13 protein-coding genes are annotated in these 16,636 nt (G+C 46.7%); 9 read left to right on the plus strand and 4 right to left on the minus strand.

Features of this window, described 5'->3' with window-relative positions; translation table 11 throughout:
• Position 1: 1 nt before the first annotated feature.
• The 4 genes from ACFO4O_RS12245 to argA all read left to right on the plus strand — a co-directional run bounded on the left by ACFO4O_RS12245 (position 2) and on the right by argA (position 5,093).
• Entirely contained in the window at positions 2 to 922 is a 921-nt protein-coding gene (locus tag ACFO4O_RS12245; RefSeq protein ID WP_382408925.1) for an ornithine carbamoyltransferase, read from the plus strand.
• A 54-nt stretch (positions 923 to 976) separates the two neighbouring features.
• Complete coding sequence (locus ACFO4O_RS12250) at positions 977 to 2,191, plus strand: argininosuccinate synthase (protein WP_382408927.1); 1,215 nt, start codon at positions 977 to 979, stop codon at positions 2,189 to 2,191.
• A 173-nt stretch (positions 2,192 to 2,364) separates the two neighbouring features.
• On the plus strand, positions 2,365 to 3,762 hold the full coding sequence (argH, locus tag ACFO4O_RS12255; RefSeq protein ID WP_382408929.1) for an argininosuccinate lyase: 1,398 nt from the start codon (positions 2,365 to 2,367) through the stop codon (positions 3,760 to 3,762).
• A 2-nt stretch (positions 3,763 to 3,764) separates the two neighbouring features.
• Positions 3,765 to 5,093, plus strand: coding sequence for an amino-acid N-acetyltransferase (gene argA, locus ACFO4O_RS12260; protein ID WP_382408931.1), 1,329 nt, complete (start codon positions 3,765 to 3,767; stop codon positions 5,091 to 5,093).
• An 18-nt stretch (positions 5,094 to 5,111) separates the two neighbouring features.
• On the opposite strand, the gene ACFO4O_RS12265 is transcribed toward argA, so the two are convergent.
• From ACFO4O_RS12265 to ACFO4O_RS12280, 4 genes are all read right to left on the minus strand, one after another.
• The gene (locus ACFO4O_RS12265; protein ID WP_382408933.1) at positions 5,112 to 6,920 is read right to left on the minus strand and encodes a sensor domain-containing diguanylate cyclase; all 1,809 of its coding nucleotides are present in this window, start codon (positions 6,918 to 6,920) and stop codon (positions 5,112 to 5,114) included.
• A gap of 231 nt (positions 6,921 to 7,151) precedes the next feature.
• Positions 7,152 to 7,310, minus strand: coding sequence for a hypothetical protein (locus ACFO4O_RS12270; RefSeq protein WP_382408935.1), 159 nt, complete (start codon positions 7,308 to 7,310; stop codon positions 7,152 to 7,154).
• A gap of 15 nt (positions 7,311 to 7,325) precedes the next feature.
• Positions 7,326 to 9,020, minus strand: coding sequence for an NAD-dependent malic enzyme (locus ACFO4O_RS12275; protein ID WP_382408937.1), 1,695 nt, complete (start codon positions 9,018 to 9,020; stop codon positions 7,326 to 7,328).
• A 47-nt stretch (positions 9,021 to 9,067) separates the two neighbouring features.
• Positions 9,068 to 11,857, minus strand: coding sequence for a penicillin-binding protein 1A (locus ACFO4O_RS12280; RefSeq protein WP_382408939.1), 2,790 nt, complete (start codon positions 11,855 to 11,857; stop codon positions 9,068 to 9,070).
• A gap of 138 nt (positions 11,858 to 11,995) precedes the next feature.
• Here ACFO4O_RS12280 and pilM point away from each other — a divergent pair, with 138 nt between their 5' ends.
• The 5 genes from pilM to ACFO4O_RS12305 are packed head-to-tail and all read left to right on the plus strand — an operon-like array spanning position 11,996 to position 16,548.
• On the plus strand, positions 11,996 to 13,060 hold the full coding sequence (gene pilM, locus ACFO4O_RS12285) for a type IV pilus assembly protein PilM (protein WP_382408941.1): 1,065 nt from the start codon (positions 11,996 to 11,998) through the stop codon (positions 13,058 to 13,060).
• Complete coding sequence (locus ACFO4O_RS12290) at positions 13,048 to 13,635, plus strand: PilN domain-containing protein (protein ID WP_382408943.1); 588 nt, start codon at positions 13,048 to 13,050, stop codon at positions 13,633 to 13,635. Before pilM ends, ACFO4O_RS12290 begins: the two co-directional genes overlap by 13 nt.
• Before the next feature lie 2 nt (positions 13,636 to 13,637).
• Positions 13,638 to 14,237: a type IV pilus inner membrane component PilO gene (locus tag ACFO4O_RS12295; protein WP_382408945.1), complete on the plus strand. Its 600-nt coding sequence runs from the start codon at positions 13,638 to 13,640 to the stop codon at positions 14,235 to 14,237.
• Entirely contained in the window at positions 14,234 to 14,767 is a 534-nt protein-coding gene (locus tag ACFO4O_RS12300) for a pilus assembly protein PilP (protein ID WP_382408947.1), read from the plus strand. Before ACFO4O_RS12295 ends, ACFO4O_RS12300 begins: the two co-directional genes overlap by 4 nt.
• On the plus strand, positions 14,767 to 16,548 hold the full coding sequence (locus ACFO4O_RS12305) for a type IV pilus secretin PilQ (protein ID WP_382408949.1): 1,782 nt from the start codon (positions 14,767 to 14,769) through the stop codon (positions 16,546 to 16,548). The genes ACFO4O_RS12300 and ACFO4O_RS12305 overlap by 1 nt, the downstream gene beginning before the upstream one ends.
• Positions 16,549 to 16,636: the final 88 nt, after the last annotated feature.

Genomic DNA, 16,636 nt, shown 5'->3' on the forward strand with positions numbered 1-16,636 from the left:
TATGCATCAAGATTTATTGAGCTTTGCTGACTGGTCCACCGAAGATGCCGGTAAATTGCTCGCATTCGCTTTGGACTTAAAACAGCAGCCACAAAAATACGGCAAATTGCTAGACGGAAAATCGGTGGTTGCCATATTTGAGAAGCCCTCCTTACGCACTCGCGTAAGCTTTGACATTGGCATCCACAAATTAGGTGGACACATGGTGTACGTGGACAGTCAGGGCTCAGAGCTTAAAAAGCGAGAAGACCCGGTCGATGTGGGCGCAAACCTTACTCAATGGGCCGACGCCATTGTGGCCCGCGTATACGCACATGAGACCTTAGAGGGTTTAGCAAGCGGTGCCGATATCCCAGTCGTGAACGCGTTATGCGACCGCTACCACCCCTGCCAAGCTCTAGCCGATTACATAAGTATGCATGAACATCTCGGCAGCGTGGCGGGTAAAACGCTCGCGTACGTGGGTGACGGTAACAATGTTACCCATTCGTTGCTCACCCTAGGTGTATTGCTTGGCTGTCATCAGTATGTGATTACGCCCGAGGGCCATGAAATCGACCCGAGTATTCGCGAGGCTGTCAGCAAGCTTGCTTTGGCAAATGACGTAGGCGTGAGTTTTGCGCACTCTACCGATGCCTTAAAACGCTGTGATGTGATATACACCGACACGTGGCTGTCGATGGGCGACGATACTCCGCTAAGTAAAATAAAAGAAGCCTTTATGCCATTTCAAGTCAATGCGGCATTAATGGAAGCTACCCAAGCTCGCTTTGTAATGCACTGCCAACCGGCCCACAGAGATTTAGAAATTACCGGCGAGCTCATGGATTCTGATAAGTCTTTACTGATGGCGCAGGCCAATAACAGAATGCACGCACAAAATGCCATACTTGCCTATTTAATGACCGATATGGAACTGTAAATGGCGTAATAGCCACGTTTAAATATCTACATATATCAATGTTAAGGGGACTATATGTCTGACATCAAAAAAGTAGTTTTGGCCTATTCAGGCGGTTTGGACACCTCGGCCATTGTGCCTTGGCTCATAGAAAATTATGGTTGTGAAGTAGTCGCGTTTGCCGCGGATGTAGGACAGGGCGAAGAAGAGCTAGAAGGCTTAGAGGCTAAAGCGATTGCCAGTGGCGCCAGTGAATGTCATATCGTAGATTTAAAAGAAGAATTTGTTAGCGACTTTATTTATCCCACCATTACAACCGGTGCGGTTTATGAGGGTGAGTACTTACTCGGTACATCTATGGCGCGTCCTGTTATTGCAAAAGCACAAGTTGAGGTGGCTCGTAAGGTAGGTGCAGACGCACTAAGCCATGGCTGTACTGGAAAAGGTAATGACCAAGTGAGATTTGAAGGTGCCTTTGCAGCCCTCGCACCGGAGCTTAGAGTGATTGCACCTTGGCGCGAATGGGACATGGTCTCGCGTGAAGATTTGCTTAACTACTTAGCCAGCCGAAACATAAAAAGCTCGGCCAGCGCCACAAAAATTTACAGCCGAGACGCCAACGCTTGGCATATCTCACATGAAGGCGGTGAACTAGAGGATCCGTGGTGCGAACCAAGTAAACAAGTTTGGACGATGACGGTAGACCCTCTAGATGCGCCAAATACACCCGAAACGCTAAGCCTTACATTCAACAAGGGTAAGCTCACCCATGTCAACGGTGACGCGCTCTCTCCTTACCAAGCGCTAGTGCGTTTAAATACCTTGGCAGCGGCCCACGGCGTTGGTCGCATAGACATTGTTGAAAACCGTTTAGTGGGCATGAAATCGCGTGGTTGCTATGAAACTCCGGGAGGCACGGTGTTAGTAAAAGCCTACAAAGCGCTCGAAACGCTCGTGCTAGATAAGTCGGCATTGAAGTATCGCGAACAAATAGGCCTAGAGTTTGCCCACGTGATGTATGACGGACGCTGGTTTACCGCCCTCAATGATGCACTTTTAGCCGGTGCCGCGAGCTTTGCCGAATTGGTAACTGGTGAAATTGTTGTAAAAATGTACAAGGGCAATGCAACGGTGATTCAGCGCAAGTCTCCCAACAGCCTCTATTCTGAAGATTTTGCGACCTTTGGAGCAGACGACGTGTATGACCAATCTCATGCTGAGGGCTTCATTCGTTTGTTCAGTTTGTCGAGCCGAATTAAAGCGCTTAAAGCGCAGGGCGGCGCAAACTAGCCTAACATGCATTAAGCGGTGTATTTATGCGATGTATGTGCCCGGTGTATGAAAGCAGCACATTTTTGCAAGATAGGGAGCGACACGTGCATGTAAGCTAAGCTGCATGCCAAGAGCCGCTAGCGTATGCAATAACACAGGCACCACATAAACAGGACAAAAAGAGGGATAAGATGGCACTTTGGGGCGGAAGATTTGCTGGCGATGCCAGCGCAATGTTTAAACAAGTTAATGATTCATTGCCATTCGACTACGTTATGGCCGCAGAAGACATCACCGGCTCAATTGCATGGTCGAAGGGACTTGTGCGCGCGGGTGTGTTAAATGACCAAGAGCAGCAAGACTTAGAGGCGTGTTTGCGGGCCTTACTCGAGCAAGTCGAAGCTGGCAGCGTTGACTTTAGTGCGTCTGGTGAAGAGGACATTCATAGTTTTGTTGAGGCCTATTTAACCGACAAGCTTGGCGATTTAGGGCGCAAACTGCATACTGGTCGAAGCCGGAACGATCAAGTCGCCACTGATTTTCGACTGTGGTGTAAGCGCCATCTTGCGGGTTTAAAACATGACTTAATTAACTTAATGGATGCCCTATTAAAATGTGCCTCGCGCCACGACGGCGTGATCATGCCAGGATATACCCATCTGCAGCGCGCCCAGCCAGTGCTCTTTACGCATTGGTGCTTGGCCTACAATGAAATGCTTAAACGCGACATAACGCGTATTGACGACTGCGTGAATCGTTTGAATCAGTCCCCTTTAGGGTGCGGCGCTCTGGCCGGCACTACCTTTGCCGTAGACCGAGAGCAGCTCGCCGCAGAATTAGGTTTTGCCGGTCCTTGCTTAAACAGTTTAGATGCGGTGTCCGACCGGGACTTTGTGCTTGAGCTTTTGTTTTGTGCCAGCACTGGCATGATGCATCTGTCGCGAATGGCCGAAGATTTGATATTTTATAATTCAGGAGAAGCGGGCTTTCTGCAGCTAAGCGATGCCGTTACTTCAGGCTCGTCTTTGATGCCACAAAAGAAAAACCCAGACGCCCTTGAACTGATGCGCGGTAAATGCGGGCGTGTATTTGGTCATTTGCAAGGCCTTTTGGTCACCATGAAAGGCCTGCCTTTGGCCTACAATAAAGACATGCAAGAAGATAAAGAAGGTGCGATAGATGCGGTCAACCAATATCATATTTGCTTGTGCATTGGCAGTGAAGTGCTCGATGGTTTAAGTGTAAATCAAGATGCCACACGCAAGGCAGCGCAGCAGGGCTATGCAAACGCCACTGAACTAGCCGATTATTTAGTCGGCAAAGGCGTCCCGTTTAGAACCGCTCACGATATATCCGGTCAGGCCGTCGTTAGAGCCCTAGCAAAAGGCGTCGCCCTTGAGGAGCTCAGCGTTGACGAGTTCCAAAGCCTGCACCCACAAATACAAGACGACGTCTATCCATGGCTTGAACTTGAAGCAGTGGTTAGTAAACGCAATCAGCCTGGGGGCACAAGTCATGCCATGGTAACCCAAGCACTCTATGTAGAGCATGAATACCTAGACAAACTAAAAGCCAGTGTGAGCAGCTAGTTATGACCTTATCTCACGAAGACAGCGTTCGTTTATTTAGAAGCTCAGCGCCCTACATCAATGCTCACCGGGGTAAGACCTTTGTGATCATGTTTGGCGGCGAAGCTGTGCTTGACGCAAATTTTGGTCGTCTTATTCAAGATATTGCCTTACTTCACAGTTTGGGCATGCGCATAATTATTACACATGGCGCTCGCCCTCAAATTGATGAGCGTTTACAGCTTAGAGGTCTGCAGGGGCGTTTTGTTGATGGTTTGAGAGTAACAAACAAGGCAACACTTGAATGCGTAAAAGATGCTGCGGGTTCGTTGCGCAGTCAAATTGAAGCCCTACTTACCTTAGGGCTGCCTAATTCCCCCATGCATGGCGCTCGCATTCGAGTATGTTCAGGCAACCTCGTGATTGCAAAACCTATAGGCGTGCGCAACGGCATTGACTTTGAGCATACCGGCCTTGTTCGCAGAATTGATGTAGAGGGCATTCAAGACCAACTTGAGGACGGTTCAATAGTATTGCTCTCGCCCATGGGGTATTCGCCCACCGGTGAGGTTTTTAACCTATCGCATGAAGACGTTGCTACTCAGGCAGCAATTGCTCTGGGCGCAGATAAACTGATCACGCTGTCGGAATTTGATGGACTATATAAAGTCGATGACCAACGCAATGAAAAATTCATACGCACCATTGAACTAAATGCATTGAGAAGTTTAGTCGATTCTGGGCAGGTCCTTGCTGAAAGTACCTGTTTAACCGCGATGATGGCGACTGTTGATGCCGGCATTGAACGCGCTCACTGTGTTAGCTATAAAGACAATGGCACCCTGCTCAAAGAGCTATTTACGCGAGACGGTGACGGCACGTTGGTCATGCAAAATCACTATGAGCAACTGCGCGGCGCGTCAATAGATGACGTGGGCGGCATCCTCAATCTCATTCGGCCGCTGGAAGAAAGTGGTGCCTTAGTAAAGCGCTCGAGAGAGCTTTTAGAAAGTGAAATTGAGCAATTTACCGTCATCGAACGAGACGGCATGATCATAGCCTGCGCGGCGCTATATATCTTTCCGGAAGATGCTAGCGGTGAAATTGCGTGTGTCGCTACTCATCGCGACTATCGCGGACAAAATCGAGGAGAACGACTTCTCGCTGCCCTTAAAAACAAGGCGATATTGTATCAGCTCAAACGCATTTTTGTGTTGACCACCGTGACAGGGCATTGGTTTTTGGAGCAAGGTTTTGATGAACAGAGCGTTGATATGCTGCCTTCGAGTAAAAAGCAGATGTATAATTACACCCGTAACTCAAAAGTATATATGTTAAATCTCGATAGCTAGCCATGCTTGCTGCTCGCGCTAGTTAAATGCGCCAGCGAATTCATTGGTGCGAGACTTTTTCTTAAGTTGATACATAGATTGGTCTGCAAGGTTTAGCATGTGTTTAACGTCTTTTGCGGGTTCATCAAAAACTACATGTCCGATACTAGCGCTTATATTTATACTCAAATCTTCGTTAATTTGAAGGTCGAGCTGATGTAAGCGCTCCCGAAGGCGAGTCGCTATGCCCTCACATTCATGCTGATTGTCGAAGTGACCAGCTATTACAAATTCATCACCCCCTACTCTCCCCACTACATCGACATCTCTAGACTGATTTTTGAGAATTTTAGCCACAATATCGAGGACTCGATCGCCACATTCATGGCCGTAGCTGTCGTTGATTTGTTTGAAGTCGTCTAAGTCTATATAGAGTAGGCTTAGCAGGCCGCCTTTGTTAGCTTGAGCGTCTAACAGCATGCCTGCTTGAGCAATCCAGCCTCGTCGATTTAAAACATTACAGAGCGAATCGGTATTGGCGTCACTCTCAGCCTGTTGCTTATCTATTTTAATTCGCTGAATGCGTGAAGACACCACAATAGCAAATACAAAGGCCTCAAGCGCAAACGCTATAATCAGGCCATATTGCTCCAAAAATTCTCCGCCATGCGCAATCACCACTCGGTAGGCCATCGCCGCCACCATCGAAAGTAAACTGAGGCAAACCAACCATGCCATGGGCACTCGCCGATACGTTTGGATCATAACTAATAAAAGTACTGCCACCATGATTGCAAGGGTAAGCAGTGCCATAAAACGACCAAGAAATGATGCAAGGGGTGAGTGCTCAGCAAAAAGCATATATATCGCAATCAACAAAACAACAAAAGCTGCCGGTATTAAACCAAAGTAGCTAAACTTAGGAAAGGTCGTATCTATATCTGTGATTTTACTGATAAATACGGTGGCCGCCATGACGGTAAGGCCGGCAAAGAGCACATACATTTGATGGCTCAACAGAAAGCTCTGATCAGGCAAAAATATGTGTAGTTGACCCTCTTGCAAAAGAAAAAAGGTTGCGGCACAGAACACATAGAGGCTGTAAAGCTGAAATGATCTATCGCCCAAAATACGGCCCATAAAAAACACATACAGCATTAACACCACGCATAAACCATAAAACGCCGCCATGGTGATATTGCTCACTAGACTTTTATACAAAAATGCATCGAGGCTTTGCCAATCTATCTTTTTACTCTCAAGTGCGTGGGTGTTCAAAACAAAATCTACGCTAAACGTGCCAACCGGCAGTAGATAGGAGGGTGATGTCGCCGCTAGGCGTTTAATATCGGCATTGCGATACTCAATTGAAAGGAGTTCGTTTCGGTCAAAGCTGATAACGCTAGGCTGATTTAAGCTGCACTGTACACTAATTTTGTTAATGCCTCGCGGCAGTGTAAGTGTAATCGCTTGTCCTTTGTTTAGCTCACGCATCGATGCTCGGTTTTGGTTCTTGTCGACGCCATGACTGTTGTCGATGCGGGGCCCGACCTCGCTAAATGATTGAATAGCGCATTTATCTATTTTGGCGGCTTGTTCGGCGCGAGCACTACTTAAGTCTGCGGAGGAGTCTGCAAATAGATAGAAATTGGAGATTAATACATCTAAATTTGGAGAATCTGAGCTCGATGCTTCTGGACTTGCTGCTTCACTTGGTGCTGTGCTTGGTATAGAAGAGTTTAGCGCATCAGAGCTTGACGCATCAAAACATGCGAAAACCAATACGCACAAACATGCTGTCGAAAGTCGTTTAAGAACGCTTTGGCTTTTATTGAAGAATAGAGTCATGTTGCCTCGCCAAAACAGTGTTTTGCACTTAATTATTTTTTGCGGATGTGCTCAAAAAAATAAGGGGCTAGACATACGCTAACATGCATCTTAAGCGTTTAAGTAAGCCAAGCAAAAAACCGTCAGCATCTTACGTGCCGTTTATTTTTATCTCAGACTACACGCGTATTTGACCAAATGCCATACTATTGTATAGAAAACATCCTATTAATAAGCACAAACAGACGTTCATTATTTCGGCACTTTTTCAGTACTTTGCGATAGTGTCTTTGTTGCTGTCTTTATGACTGTCTTCATCACTTTCATCACCAATGCGGGGCGACGAATATCGGCTGGGGGGCAACCTTCAGGGAAGGCATAGCGGCTTGCCTCATGGCTAAGCCGTCGCATTGTCTTTGTCTTTGTTTACAAACTTACTCGCTTAAACGCTCGATACTCAGCTTTCCAGTAGTTTCGCTCGATTTTGTCCAGCAGTGCTTCGTCACTAAGAGTGAGCGCGAGGTCTTGCTCCATAGCCACTTTCGCAACAGCGAAAGCAATCGCTTTGCTCAGCTCTGCAATTTTAGTTAGAGGCGGCAGCAAGTCCTGTGATTCGCCGCTCGCAAGCGGTGAGGCATCGGCTAATGCATTACTGGCAGCCATTAACATCTCGTCTGATATCAGCCGAGCTTTTGATGCAATTACCCCCAAACCGATCCCTGGGAAGATATAGCTATTGTTGCATTGGGCGATAGGATAGGTGCGCCCCTGATACTGCACCGGCGCAAACGGAGAGCCGGTTGCAATCACAACTTTGCCGTCGGTCCACTCAATCACCTGCTCGGGCCGCGCTTCCACTTGCCTCGACGGGTTGCTCAACGGAAAAATAATCGGTATTTCACAATGCTGCTGCATCGCTCGAATTACCTGTTCGGTAAATAATCCAGGCTGACCCGATACCCCTATGAGTAAGTCGGGTTTGGCGCAATTGACCACATCGAGTAATGAGGGGTACTCACCGCTGTATTGCCATTCCCTTAGGTTTTCTAAAGGCTGCTGCAATATTTGTTGAAAGTCTCGCAAACCTTGCATGCCTTGTGTTAACAAGCCGAAGCGGTCCACCATAAATACCTGTGAACGCGCTTGTTGTTCGCTTAAGCCTTCAAACTTCATTTGCTGAACCAGCATTTCAGCAATACCGCAGCCCGCCGAGCCCGCGCCAACAAACACAATGCGTTTTTCTGATAACTTTGCCCCGCGTGCTTTGCAGGCGGCAAGTATGGTGCCTAAGGCCACAGCGGCCGTGCCCTGTACGTCATCGTTAAAACAGCATACTTTATTGCGATAGCGTTTTAACAACGGCATCGCATTAGGTTGCGCAAAATCCTCAAATTGAATCATGGCTTCAGGCCATCGTCGCTGCACCTCATTTATAAAAATATCTAAAAATTCGTCATATTGGTCTTGAGATATTCTTGGGTGACGCGCTCCCATATACATTGGGTCGTCTAACAACTTTTGATTATTAGTGCCCACATCGAGCATGACGGGCAAGGTATAAGCTGGACTAATGCCGCCGCAGGCGGTGTAAAGCGATAGCTTACCAATGGGAATACCCATACCGCCAATGCCTTGGTCGCCGAGGCCAAGTATGCGTTCGCCATCAGTAACCACAATTACCTTTACTTTACGCTTGGTAGCGTTGCGCAAAATATCTTGCATCATGTGGCGTTCTTCATACGAAATGAATAGCCCGCGAGAAGAGCGGTAAATATCCGAGAATTGTTCACACGCCTCGCCCACCGTGGGCGTATAAATAATTGGCATCATTTCTTCGATATGCTGCTGTACCAATCGATAAAACAATGTCTCGTTATTATCTTGGATCGCGCGCAAATAAATATGTTTGTTCAATGGCTCCGAAAAACTGCTGTATTGCTTATACGCTCGGTCTACTTGTTCTTCAATTGACTCATAGCGAGGCGGCAGTAAACCCAATAAATTAAATGACTTGCGCTCGCGCTCGGTAAACGCGCTTCCTTTGTTGAGTAGCGGTGTTTCAAGAAGCGCAGGGCCAGCATACGGAATATAAAGAAAATCGTTATTGTCTGGTGTCGACATTGTCAAATTCACCTAGTCTTAGTTGTGTGTAAGTTTTGCGCCATCTGCTAGAAAATATCGTCGAGGATGGTTTCATCTTCTTGCTCCACTTCATTTTCAACTGGCAGCGATAAATCAGTATCTTGTGCATAGCTTGTAGGCTCAGTGCCCTTTGCAAAATACTCAAACATTGAAGATGCATCTGTTTTGTCGGTTAGTTTACCTGTGGCGCGATCAATTCGCACGCGTACTATGCCCTCGGGGATCATTTTTGTGCGCTCTGGGGTGTCTTCAAGCACCGCTTGCATAAACCTGATCCACGCAGGTTGCGCCGCTTTTGCACCATCTTCGGTGCCAATCAGCGCATTTCCAATCCAGTTGAAGCGTTCTGGGTTTTTATTAATTAAATTCTGGTTGCGGGTGGCGCGGCCGAGTTCACGAGCAGGATTATCGAAGCCCATCCAAGATGTTGCCACCAAATCGCCTGCAAAACCTGTAAACCATGTGTCTCTAGAATCATTTGTGGTCCCGGTTTTTCCGCCGATATCGTCTCGCTGTAGTAAGTTTCTTGCCCGCCATCCTGTTCCCATCCAATAGCTCGGAGTATTCCAGCTACCGTTAGTTCGCACAGCGGTCCGCAGCATTTCTTGGACTAAAAACGCGGTTTGCTCACTGACCACACGAGGCGCGGAGCGTGAGGCAAGGTTGTTTTGCGCCGTCATATCTTGAGCATCACCTGCCTCGTCGGCCGCAGAGTCTGATGAAGGGTCCTGATTTAAAGACGGCTGATTACCAATACTAAACTCTTGTGCCAATTGTGCTTCGAGTTCGTCAATATCCGATAAGGCATTGCTATCGGCTGCATCACTAGGTGCTTGTTTTGCCAGTTGCTCGTTTTCTAATTGCGTACCATCGTCTGTACAAGGGTCACAGGCAAGTAAGGGCTCGGCCTGCCAAATTATCTGTGAATCTGCACTTTCTATGCGTTCAATAAAATACGGCTGCACGCCAAAACCACCGTTGGCTATTATGGCCATGGCTCTGGCTACTTCAAGAGGCGTGTGCGATCCAGAGCCTAATGACATGGTTTCATCTCGCGGCACCTCATCGCGTAAAAAACCGAAACGCGTGAGATATTCTCGCGTGTTGTCCAGCCCAACGCCGCGAAGTAATCTAACCGACACCACGTTTTTAGATTTCCCAAGTGCTTTTCGCATGCGAATGGGGCCGTCGTAAACGGCGGGAGAATTTTGAGGACGCCACGCAATTCCTGATGATGCATCCCATTGATTAATGGGTGCGTCGTTAATGACCGATGCGAGGGTGTAGCCATTATCAAGGGCTGAGGCATAAATAAACGGTTTGATATTCGAACCGACTTGTCTTTTTGCTTGCGTGGCTCGGTTAAACTGACTGTCGTAAAAGTCATAACCACCAACAACCGCTTCGACGGCGCCGTCATATGGGTTTATTGCGACAAATGCGCCAGAGGCGTCAGGCATCTGGCCCAACTGCCACTGTTTATCATCAAGACGCTGGCGAACATACACCACCATACCTTCATGCAGAATGTCGCTTGCTTGCTCAGGTTCATTCCCTTGCGCGCTGTCGCTAATGTACTCCCGAGCCCAATCAAGACCGTCCCAATCCAAAACGAGCCTGCCATGGTCTTTGGTTAGCACCTCTGCGCTTTTCTGAGCAACCGAAGTCACCACCGCGGGCGTTAATATGCCAATACTTTTGTAATTATTGAGTGCGGCGAGCATTTGCTCTTGGTTAAGCGGCTCAAATTGACCATACCTCTGCTGAATTTGTGCCGCCTCGTCAGGACTAAGGGGGGCTTCAAAACCAAACTCTTCAAGCATTTTTTCAGTGAGCGGCTTGTACAACACATCGAGCGGCCCTCGATATCCGTGGCGCTCATCATAGTCATGAAGGTTTTGCACTACTGCGTTTTGCGCCGCCTCTTGATAATCTGAGTGCGCAGCTGCATAAACGTTAAAGCCGCTCGTCTCAGCAATTTCTTTACCGTATATTTCTACAAGCTCGTTATAAATGATGTCGGCAAGATAAGGAGCATCCAGCTCTATCTCTGCACCATGCTTACGCGCAGTTACCGGAGCGTTTGATGCTTCATCAAACTGTGCTTGCGTAATATAGCCCTCATCTAGCATGCGCAACAATACAATGCGCCGGCGTTCTTTTGAACGCTCTGGCTGACTAATCGGATTGAGCGCAGAAGGTGCCTGTGGCAAACCGGCCAGCGTCGCAACTTGCGCTAAACTCAGGTCTTTTAATTCCTTGCCATAATACACCTGAGCCGCCGCACCTACACCAAACGATCGATGACCAAGCTCGACTTTATTCAAGTAAAGTTCTAATATTTCATCCTTTGTTAATTCTTGCTCCATATGATACGCAATGAAGACTTCTTTGATTTTTCTAGAGTACTCTTTGCGTCGATTTAAGAAAAAACCTCTTGCTAATTGCATAGTTAAGGTACTTGCACCTTGTTTTTTTTCTCCAGTCACGGCAAGATTAAGGGCGGCTCTCATTACGCCAATAGGATCGACGCCCATATGTTCGTAAAATCGGCTGTCTTCGGTTGCAATGATAGCCTGTATTAAGGTCTCGGGGACATCGTCTAAGGAAACGGGTATTCTGCGCTTAACGCCATATTGAGAAATTAGCTTACCGTCTTGTGTGAAAATACGCATCGGGGTTTGTAGTTCAACATCTTTAAGTACCTCCACGCTCGGAAGGTCGTCTTTGAGATAGAAATACATCCCTAAAACGGACGCGACGCTCAAAAAGAACCCAAGTAAAATAAGGATTAAAATGACTTTTATATACTTCACAATAGCTTAGCTGCTCAATTAAATTAGAATTAACACTCAAATTTTATACGTATGTGCCGTTATCAACTACATACATTTTTATAAAAATCAGTATTATGCCAACGTATGATACTGCAACTAACTACAGGCCGCCATTGAATGAAATCGCTTTTTCAAAAAAAAGCTAAGACAATTATCGGTTTAGACATAGGCACAAAGTTCGTTAAAGCGATCAGCCTAGATGTGTCTAGCTCACAATGCAAAGTACTTGCTTTTGCGTGTGAGCCGATTGTTGGTGCTGCTTTTGCCGAGCGTGAAATAAAAGACTTCGACGCCATTAGCAAAGCCCTAAAAAAGGTACAAATGTCTGTTCGGTCAAAGAGCAAAGAGTGCGCCATTGCAGTAGCAGGCTCTTCAGTGATCAGTAAAATGGTTTACATGGAGCCAGACCAGAGCGACTTTGAACTCGAAACCCAGATTGAATTAGAAGCCGACAGCCTTATTCCGTATCCGCTTGACGAAGTTTATTTGGATTTTCAGGAAATCGCGCCGTCTAAGTCACACATCGGGAAAGTTGAAGTATTACTCAGCGCTGCCCATCGCGACTTAATTGACAGCCGCATCACCCTGGTTCGCGAGGCGCCATTTGAACCAGTAATCGTAGACATTGAGTCTAACGTGCTAGGTGATAGCTTTATGCGATTCGGCAACAGCGGCGATAGTGACATTGGTGTATGCATTAACTTAGGCGCATCGTTAATGCAAATATGCGTGACCGAAGGAAAACGCGTTATTTACAATAAAGAGCACAGTTTTGGTGTGAATAGCTTTATCCAAGACTTGGCAATGTTATATAACATTGATGGTCAAGAGGTAGAGTCACAACTTGCCAGCGGCACTGCGCCCGACACATGGTTTTCAGACAACCTTCCCGCGTTTATATCTTCCTTACAACAACAGATTCAACGAGCACTTCAAATGTTTGTTGCTACTACTCACAAACCCATGCCCTCGTCATTTACGCTCAGTGGCGGCGGCGCGAATCTTCCCAATATTTGCGAAGACCTCAGTAGAGACATGGCCATGAAAGTTCGCCGGTTTAATGCGTTTGAAAAAATGGAATTTGATTCACGAGTTAACAAAGAAAAGCTCTTGTCGGTGGCGCCGCAGTTGACCATTGCGACAGGCTTAGCAACGAGGAGCTTACACGCATGGCGCAAATAAACCTTCTGCCGTGGCGAGAGTCGCTTCGGCAAACTCAAAAGCAACAATATCTCATGTCGCTCGGCCTTGTGGCCGTGGCGGTTTTTGCAATATTTTGGCTTGCGGGAGAGTTTATTGAACAGCAAATCCGCAACCAAAGTGCTCGCAACGACTATTTAAGACAAGAAATCCAAGTGCTTGACGCCCAGATAGACGAAATCAAGCGGATTAAAGAAGCAAAAGAAGAGATCGTCGTGCGCATGGCGCTCATCGAACAACTGCAGGTTAGTCGAAACGTCACGCCAATTGTGTTTGAAGAACTCACAAAGCTAGTACCGGCAGGAGTATCGTTTAATAGTCTTAACCGCACCGGCAATGACCTCAAGTTAATTGGTATTAGCGAATCAAACAACCGCTTATCGGCCTTTATGCGCGGCCTTGAGGAGTCTGAGGTTTTTGTGAATCCGGTGCTTTCATCAATAGTCGCAGACGCGTCTACCTCAAACGCTATCAGTGATTTTGAATTAACGATGTCGTTAAGCGAAAAATACGCTCCTGAAGAACGTCAGGCTGACGCTAATGCAGGAGGACGATAATCATGGCTTTCGATTTTAATAAGTTAAAAGAGGTTAATGATTTAGACTTTGAACAGGTCGCAATATGGCCCAAAGAAGTCAAGATATTGGTCGCTTTAGTTTGCGCAATCATGGTAGGCGCAGGTTGTTACTACATGATTATTTCAGGCAAGCTACCGCAACTTGAGGCGGTTGAAAATCAAGAGCAGGACCTTCGTAGCGAATTTGAAGCGAAATATCGTATCGCAGTGAATCTTGAAGCGTACAAAGAACAGCTAGCGCGCATTGAGAAAGACTTTTCATCGATGCTTAAATCTCTACCTACCTCTAATGAAACACCGGGTTTGTTAGATGACGTTACTTTTGTAGGCACCGATGCTGGTTTGTCGTTTAAGTTACTCAACTGGCAACGCGAAATTCCAAAAGAGTTTTATACTGAGTTACCCATACAAATCGAAGTTGTTGGCGGTTATCACGAGTTCGGTCAATTTACATCAAATGTGGCCAACTTACCGCGTATTGTAACCTTGCACGACTTTGATATTACTCGCACAAACGGCGAACTAGCGCTGCGTATGCAGGCAAAAACTTACCGCTCAGAACAAACGGAGGGGATGCAATGAAGCGCATTTTAGTTGGTTTGAGCAGCGCTTTAATTTTGACAGGTTGTGGCGCAAGCATTGATGACTTAGTAACCTACACTCAACAAGTTAAAGCAAACACACAAGTAAACATTGAACCTTATCCAGCGTTTACAGAGTTCGAAAGCGTAGACTATGCTGCTCAAGGCACGCGTAGCCCATTTCAAAGGGCTACCAGTGAGCAACCCGTGGCGCAAATTGAAACAACACCCAATTGCACACAGCCAGATCGTAACCGAACTAAAGAAAAATTAGAGCGTTTTGGCCTAGATGCATTGCAAATGGCTGGTGTACTCGCTATAAACGGCAAGCGTTTTGCATTGATTAAGGCGAACGACCAAAGCTTACATAGAGTAGCAATCGGTAACTATGTTGGTCTTTTTCATGGTAGAGTTACGCAAATATCTGATAATGAAGTAAAAATACAGGAGATGCTCCCAGATGGAGCTGGATGTTGGCAGCCAAAAACTGCCACTATTAGCATGTCGTCTGCGGCAGGGGAAGAAATCTAATGTCTGAGCAATACATTTTTAATAAGAAGTTAAACCGTCGCAAACCGATATGGCTCTGGGCATGTGCCATCATTTTAGGCCTTGCTACCTTTAGTGTATTTTCACAAGACACACTTGGCATATTTGCTCAAGATGAAGAACCTGTGGCGTTAATCGACCCAGTAGGTGAAGCATTAGCAGCGCAAGAAGTTACGCTAAGCGATATTGCGTTTACACGCACTGGCGACACCGCAAAAGTTACCATTACTTTTGATAACGGCGTACCCGACGTGTCAATGGTAGAAGCGCGTGGCAACATCACCTTGAGCTTTGAGGACAGTGAATTAGCCGAAGAGCAATACGTTGAAATTGACGTTAGTCAATTCGGAACCGTTGTATCGGCAATTGAAACCTTCCAGCGCGATCTTACATCACGAGTTGAACTACGCTACGACGGTAAAGTGCGCGTGACCAAAGAACAAACCGACACCGGCTACGTATTCTCAATCGATGAAATTACCGCCGAGCAAATCGCCACAAGCGACAAGCAAGCGTATACCGGCGCACCTATCTCACTAGATTTTCAAGACGTTCCTGTTCGTCAGGTATTGCAAATCATTGCGCAAGTTAACGGGTTTAACCTAGTTACCACCGATACCGTAAATGGTAATGTCACAATCAGCTTAACAGCGGTTCCGTGGGACCAAGCGCTTGACATGATTTTGCGAATTCGCGGCCTCGATAAGCGCCTTGAAGGCAACATTTTGTTAATTGCTCCACGCGAAGAGCTTACCGCTCGCGAAACCCAAGAGCTACAGTCAAAACAACAAGTGCAAAGCCTAGCTGAATTAAAATCTGCTAACATCGCGGTAAATTATGCAACCGCCTCTGCCCTTGCTGAAATATTAAAAACGCAAGAAGGTGGCATTTTATCTGAACGCGGCACCGTAAGCGTTGATGAACGTACGAACACCTTGCTTATTCGCGATACTCAAGAATCAATAGACGAAGCACGCTTGGTAATTGAAACTCTCGACATTCCTGTTAAACAGGTGTTGATTGAGTCTCGCATGGTTACTGTGAGAGAAAATGCCGACGAGCAGCTTGGCGTTCGTTGGGGCTTTACCGGAACCGGCAGCGATAGCAGTGTATCGGGCTCAATAGAGGGCGCTGACGCAGCAGGCGGCGGTTTACTTCCTTCGATTACTGACCGTTTGAACGTGAATTTACCGGTATCAAATCCGGCCGGCCGCATTGGTTTTCAGATTGCTAATTTGGTCGACGGCAACATTCTAGACCTAGAATTAAGCGCGCTTGAATCAGAAAATAAGGGTGAAATTATCGCCAGCCCGCGTATTACCGTTGCCAATCAGCAAGAGGCGTATATTGAGCAGGGTACAGAAATCCCCTTCGTTCAAGCAACGTCTTCGGGTGCTACATCGGTAGAGTTCAAAAAAGCGGTGCTTAGTTTACGAGTCACTCCACAAATTACGCCAGACAATCGCATTATTCTGAATTTGGTTGTTACCCAAGATACTCGAGGTGAAACTGTATCCACATCAACCGGTCCTGCTGTCGCTATCGACACGCAAGAAATTAGCACGCAAGTGTTGGTGGAAAACGGCGAAACCATCGTGCTCGGCGGAATATTTCAACAGACCAGCACTAACGACGTATCAAAGGTTCCTTTGTTCGGCGATTTGCCGGTTGTTGGAAATTTATTTAAAACGTCACAAAAGATTGAAGAGAAGCGCGAATTATTAATTTTTGTTACACCAAAAATTATTATTGAAGGCTACTGATTTCAAAGACTTAGACTGAGAATGCCGGTGATTGAGCGATTAATCACCGGCATTTTTGCATCTGGGCTTGCAAAGTCTGGTCAATCAT

The sequence above is a fragment of the Glaciecola siphonariae genome, from assembly GCF_042652645.1.
In the GTDB taxonomy this organism is placed as follows: domain Bacteria; phylum Pseudomonadota; class Gammaproteobacteria; order Enterobacterales; family Alteromonadaceae; genus Glaciecola; species Glaciecola siphonariae.

Bases quoted from the DNA above. Each gene is read 5' to 3' on its own strand.
- argA (WP_382408931.1), top strand. From the start codon at position 3,765: ATGACCTTATCTCACGAAGACAGCGTTCGTTTATTTAGAAGCTCAGCG.
- ACFO4O_RS12295 (WP_382408945.1), top strand. From the start codon at position 13,638: ATGGCTTTCGATTTTAATAAGTTAAAAGAGGTTAATGATTTAGACTTT.
- ACFO4O_RS12270 (WP_382408935.1), bottom strand. From the start codon at position 7,310: ATGCGACGGCTTAGCCATGAGGCAAGCCGCTATGCCTTCCCTGAAGGT.
- pilM (WP_382408941.1), top strand. From the start codon at position 11,996: ATGAAATCGCTTTTTCAAAAAAAAGCTAAGACAATTATCGGTTTAGAC.
- ACFO4O_RS12265 (WP_382408933.1), bottom strand. From the start codon at position 6,920: ATGACTCTATTCTTCAATAAAAGCCAAAGCGTTCTTAAACGACTTTCG.
- ACFO4O_RS12245 (WP_382408925.1), top strand. From the start codon at position 2: ATGCATCAAGATTTATTGAGCTTTGCTGACTGGTCCACCGAAGATGCC.
- ACFO4O_RS12305 (WP_382408949.1), top strand. From the start codon at position 14,767: ATGTCTGAGCAATACATTTTTAATAAGAAGTTAAACCGTCGCAAACCG.
- argH (WP_382408929.1), top strand. From the start codon at position 2,365: ATGGCACTTTGGGGCGGAAGATTTGCTGGCGATGCCAGCGCAATGTTT.
- ACFO4O_RS12290 (WP_382408943.1), top strand. From the start codon at position 13,048: ATGGCGCAAATAAACCTTCTGCCGTGGCGAGAGTCGCTTCGGCAAACT.
- ACFO4O_RS12250 (WP_382408927.1), top strand. From the start codon at position 977: ATGTCTGACATCAAAAAAGTAGTTTTGGCCTATTCAGGCGGTTTGGAC.
- ACFO4O_RS12300 (WP_382408947.1), top strand. From the start codon at position 14,234: ATGAAGCGCATTTTAGTTGGTTTGAGCAGCGCTTTAATTTTGACAGGT.
- ACFO4O_RS12275 (WP_382408937.1), bottom strand. From the start codon at position 9,020: ATGTCGACACCAGACAATAACGATTTTCTTTATATTCCGTATGCTGGC.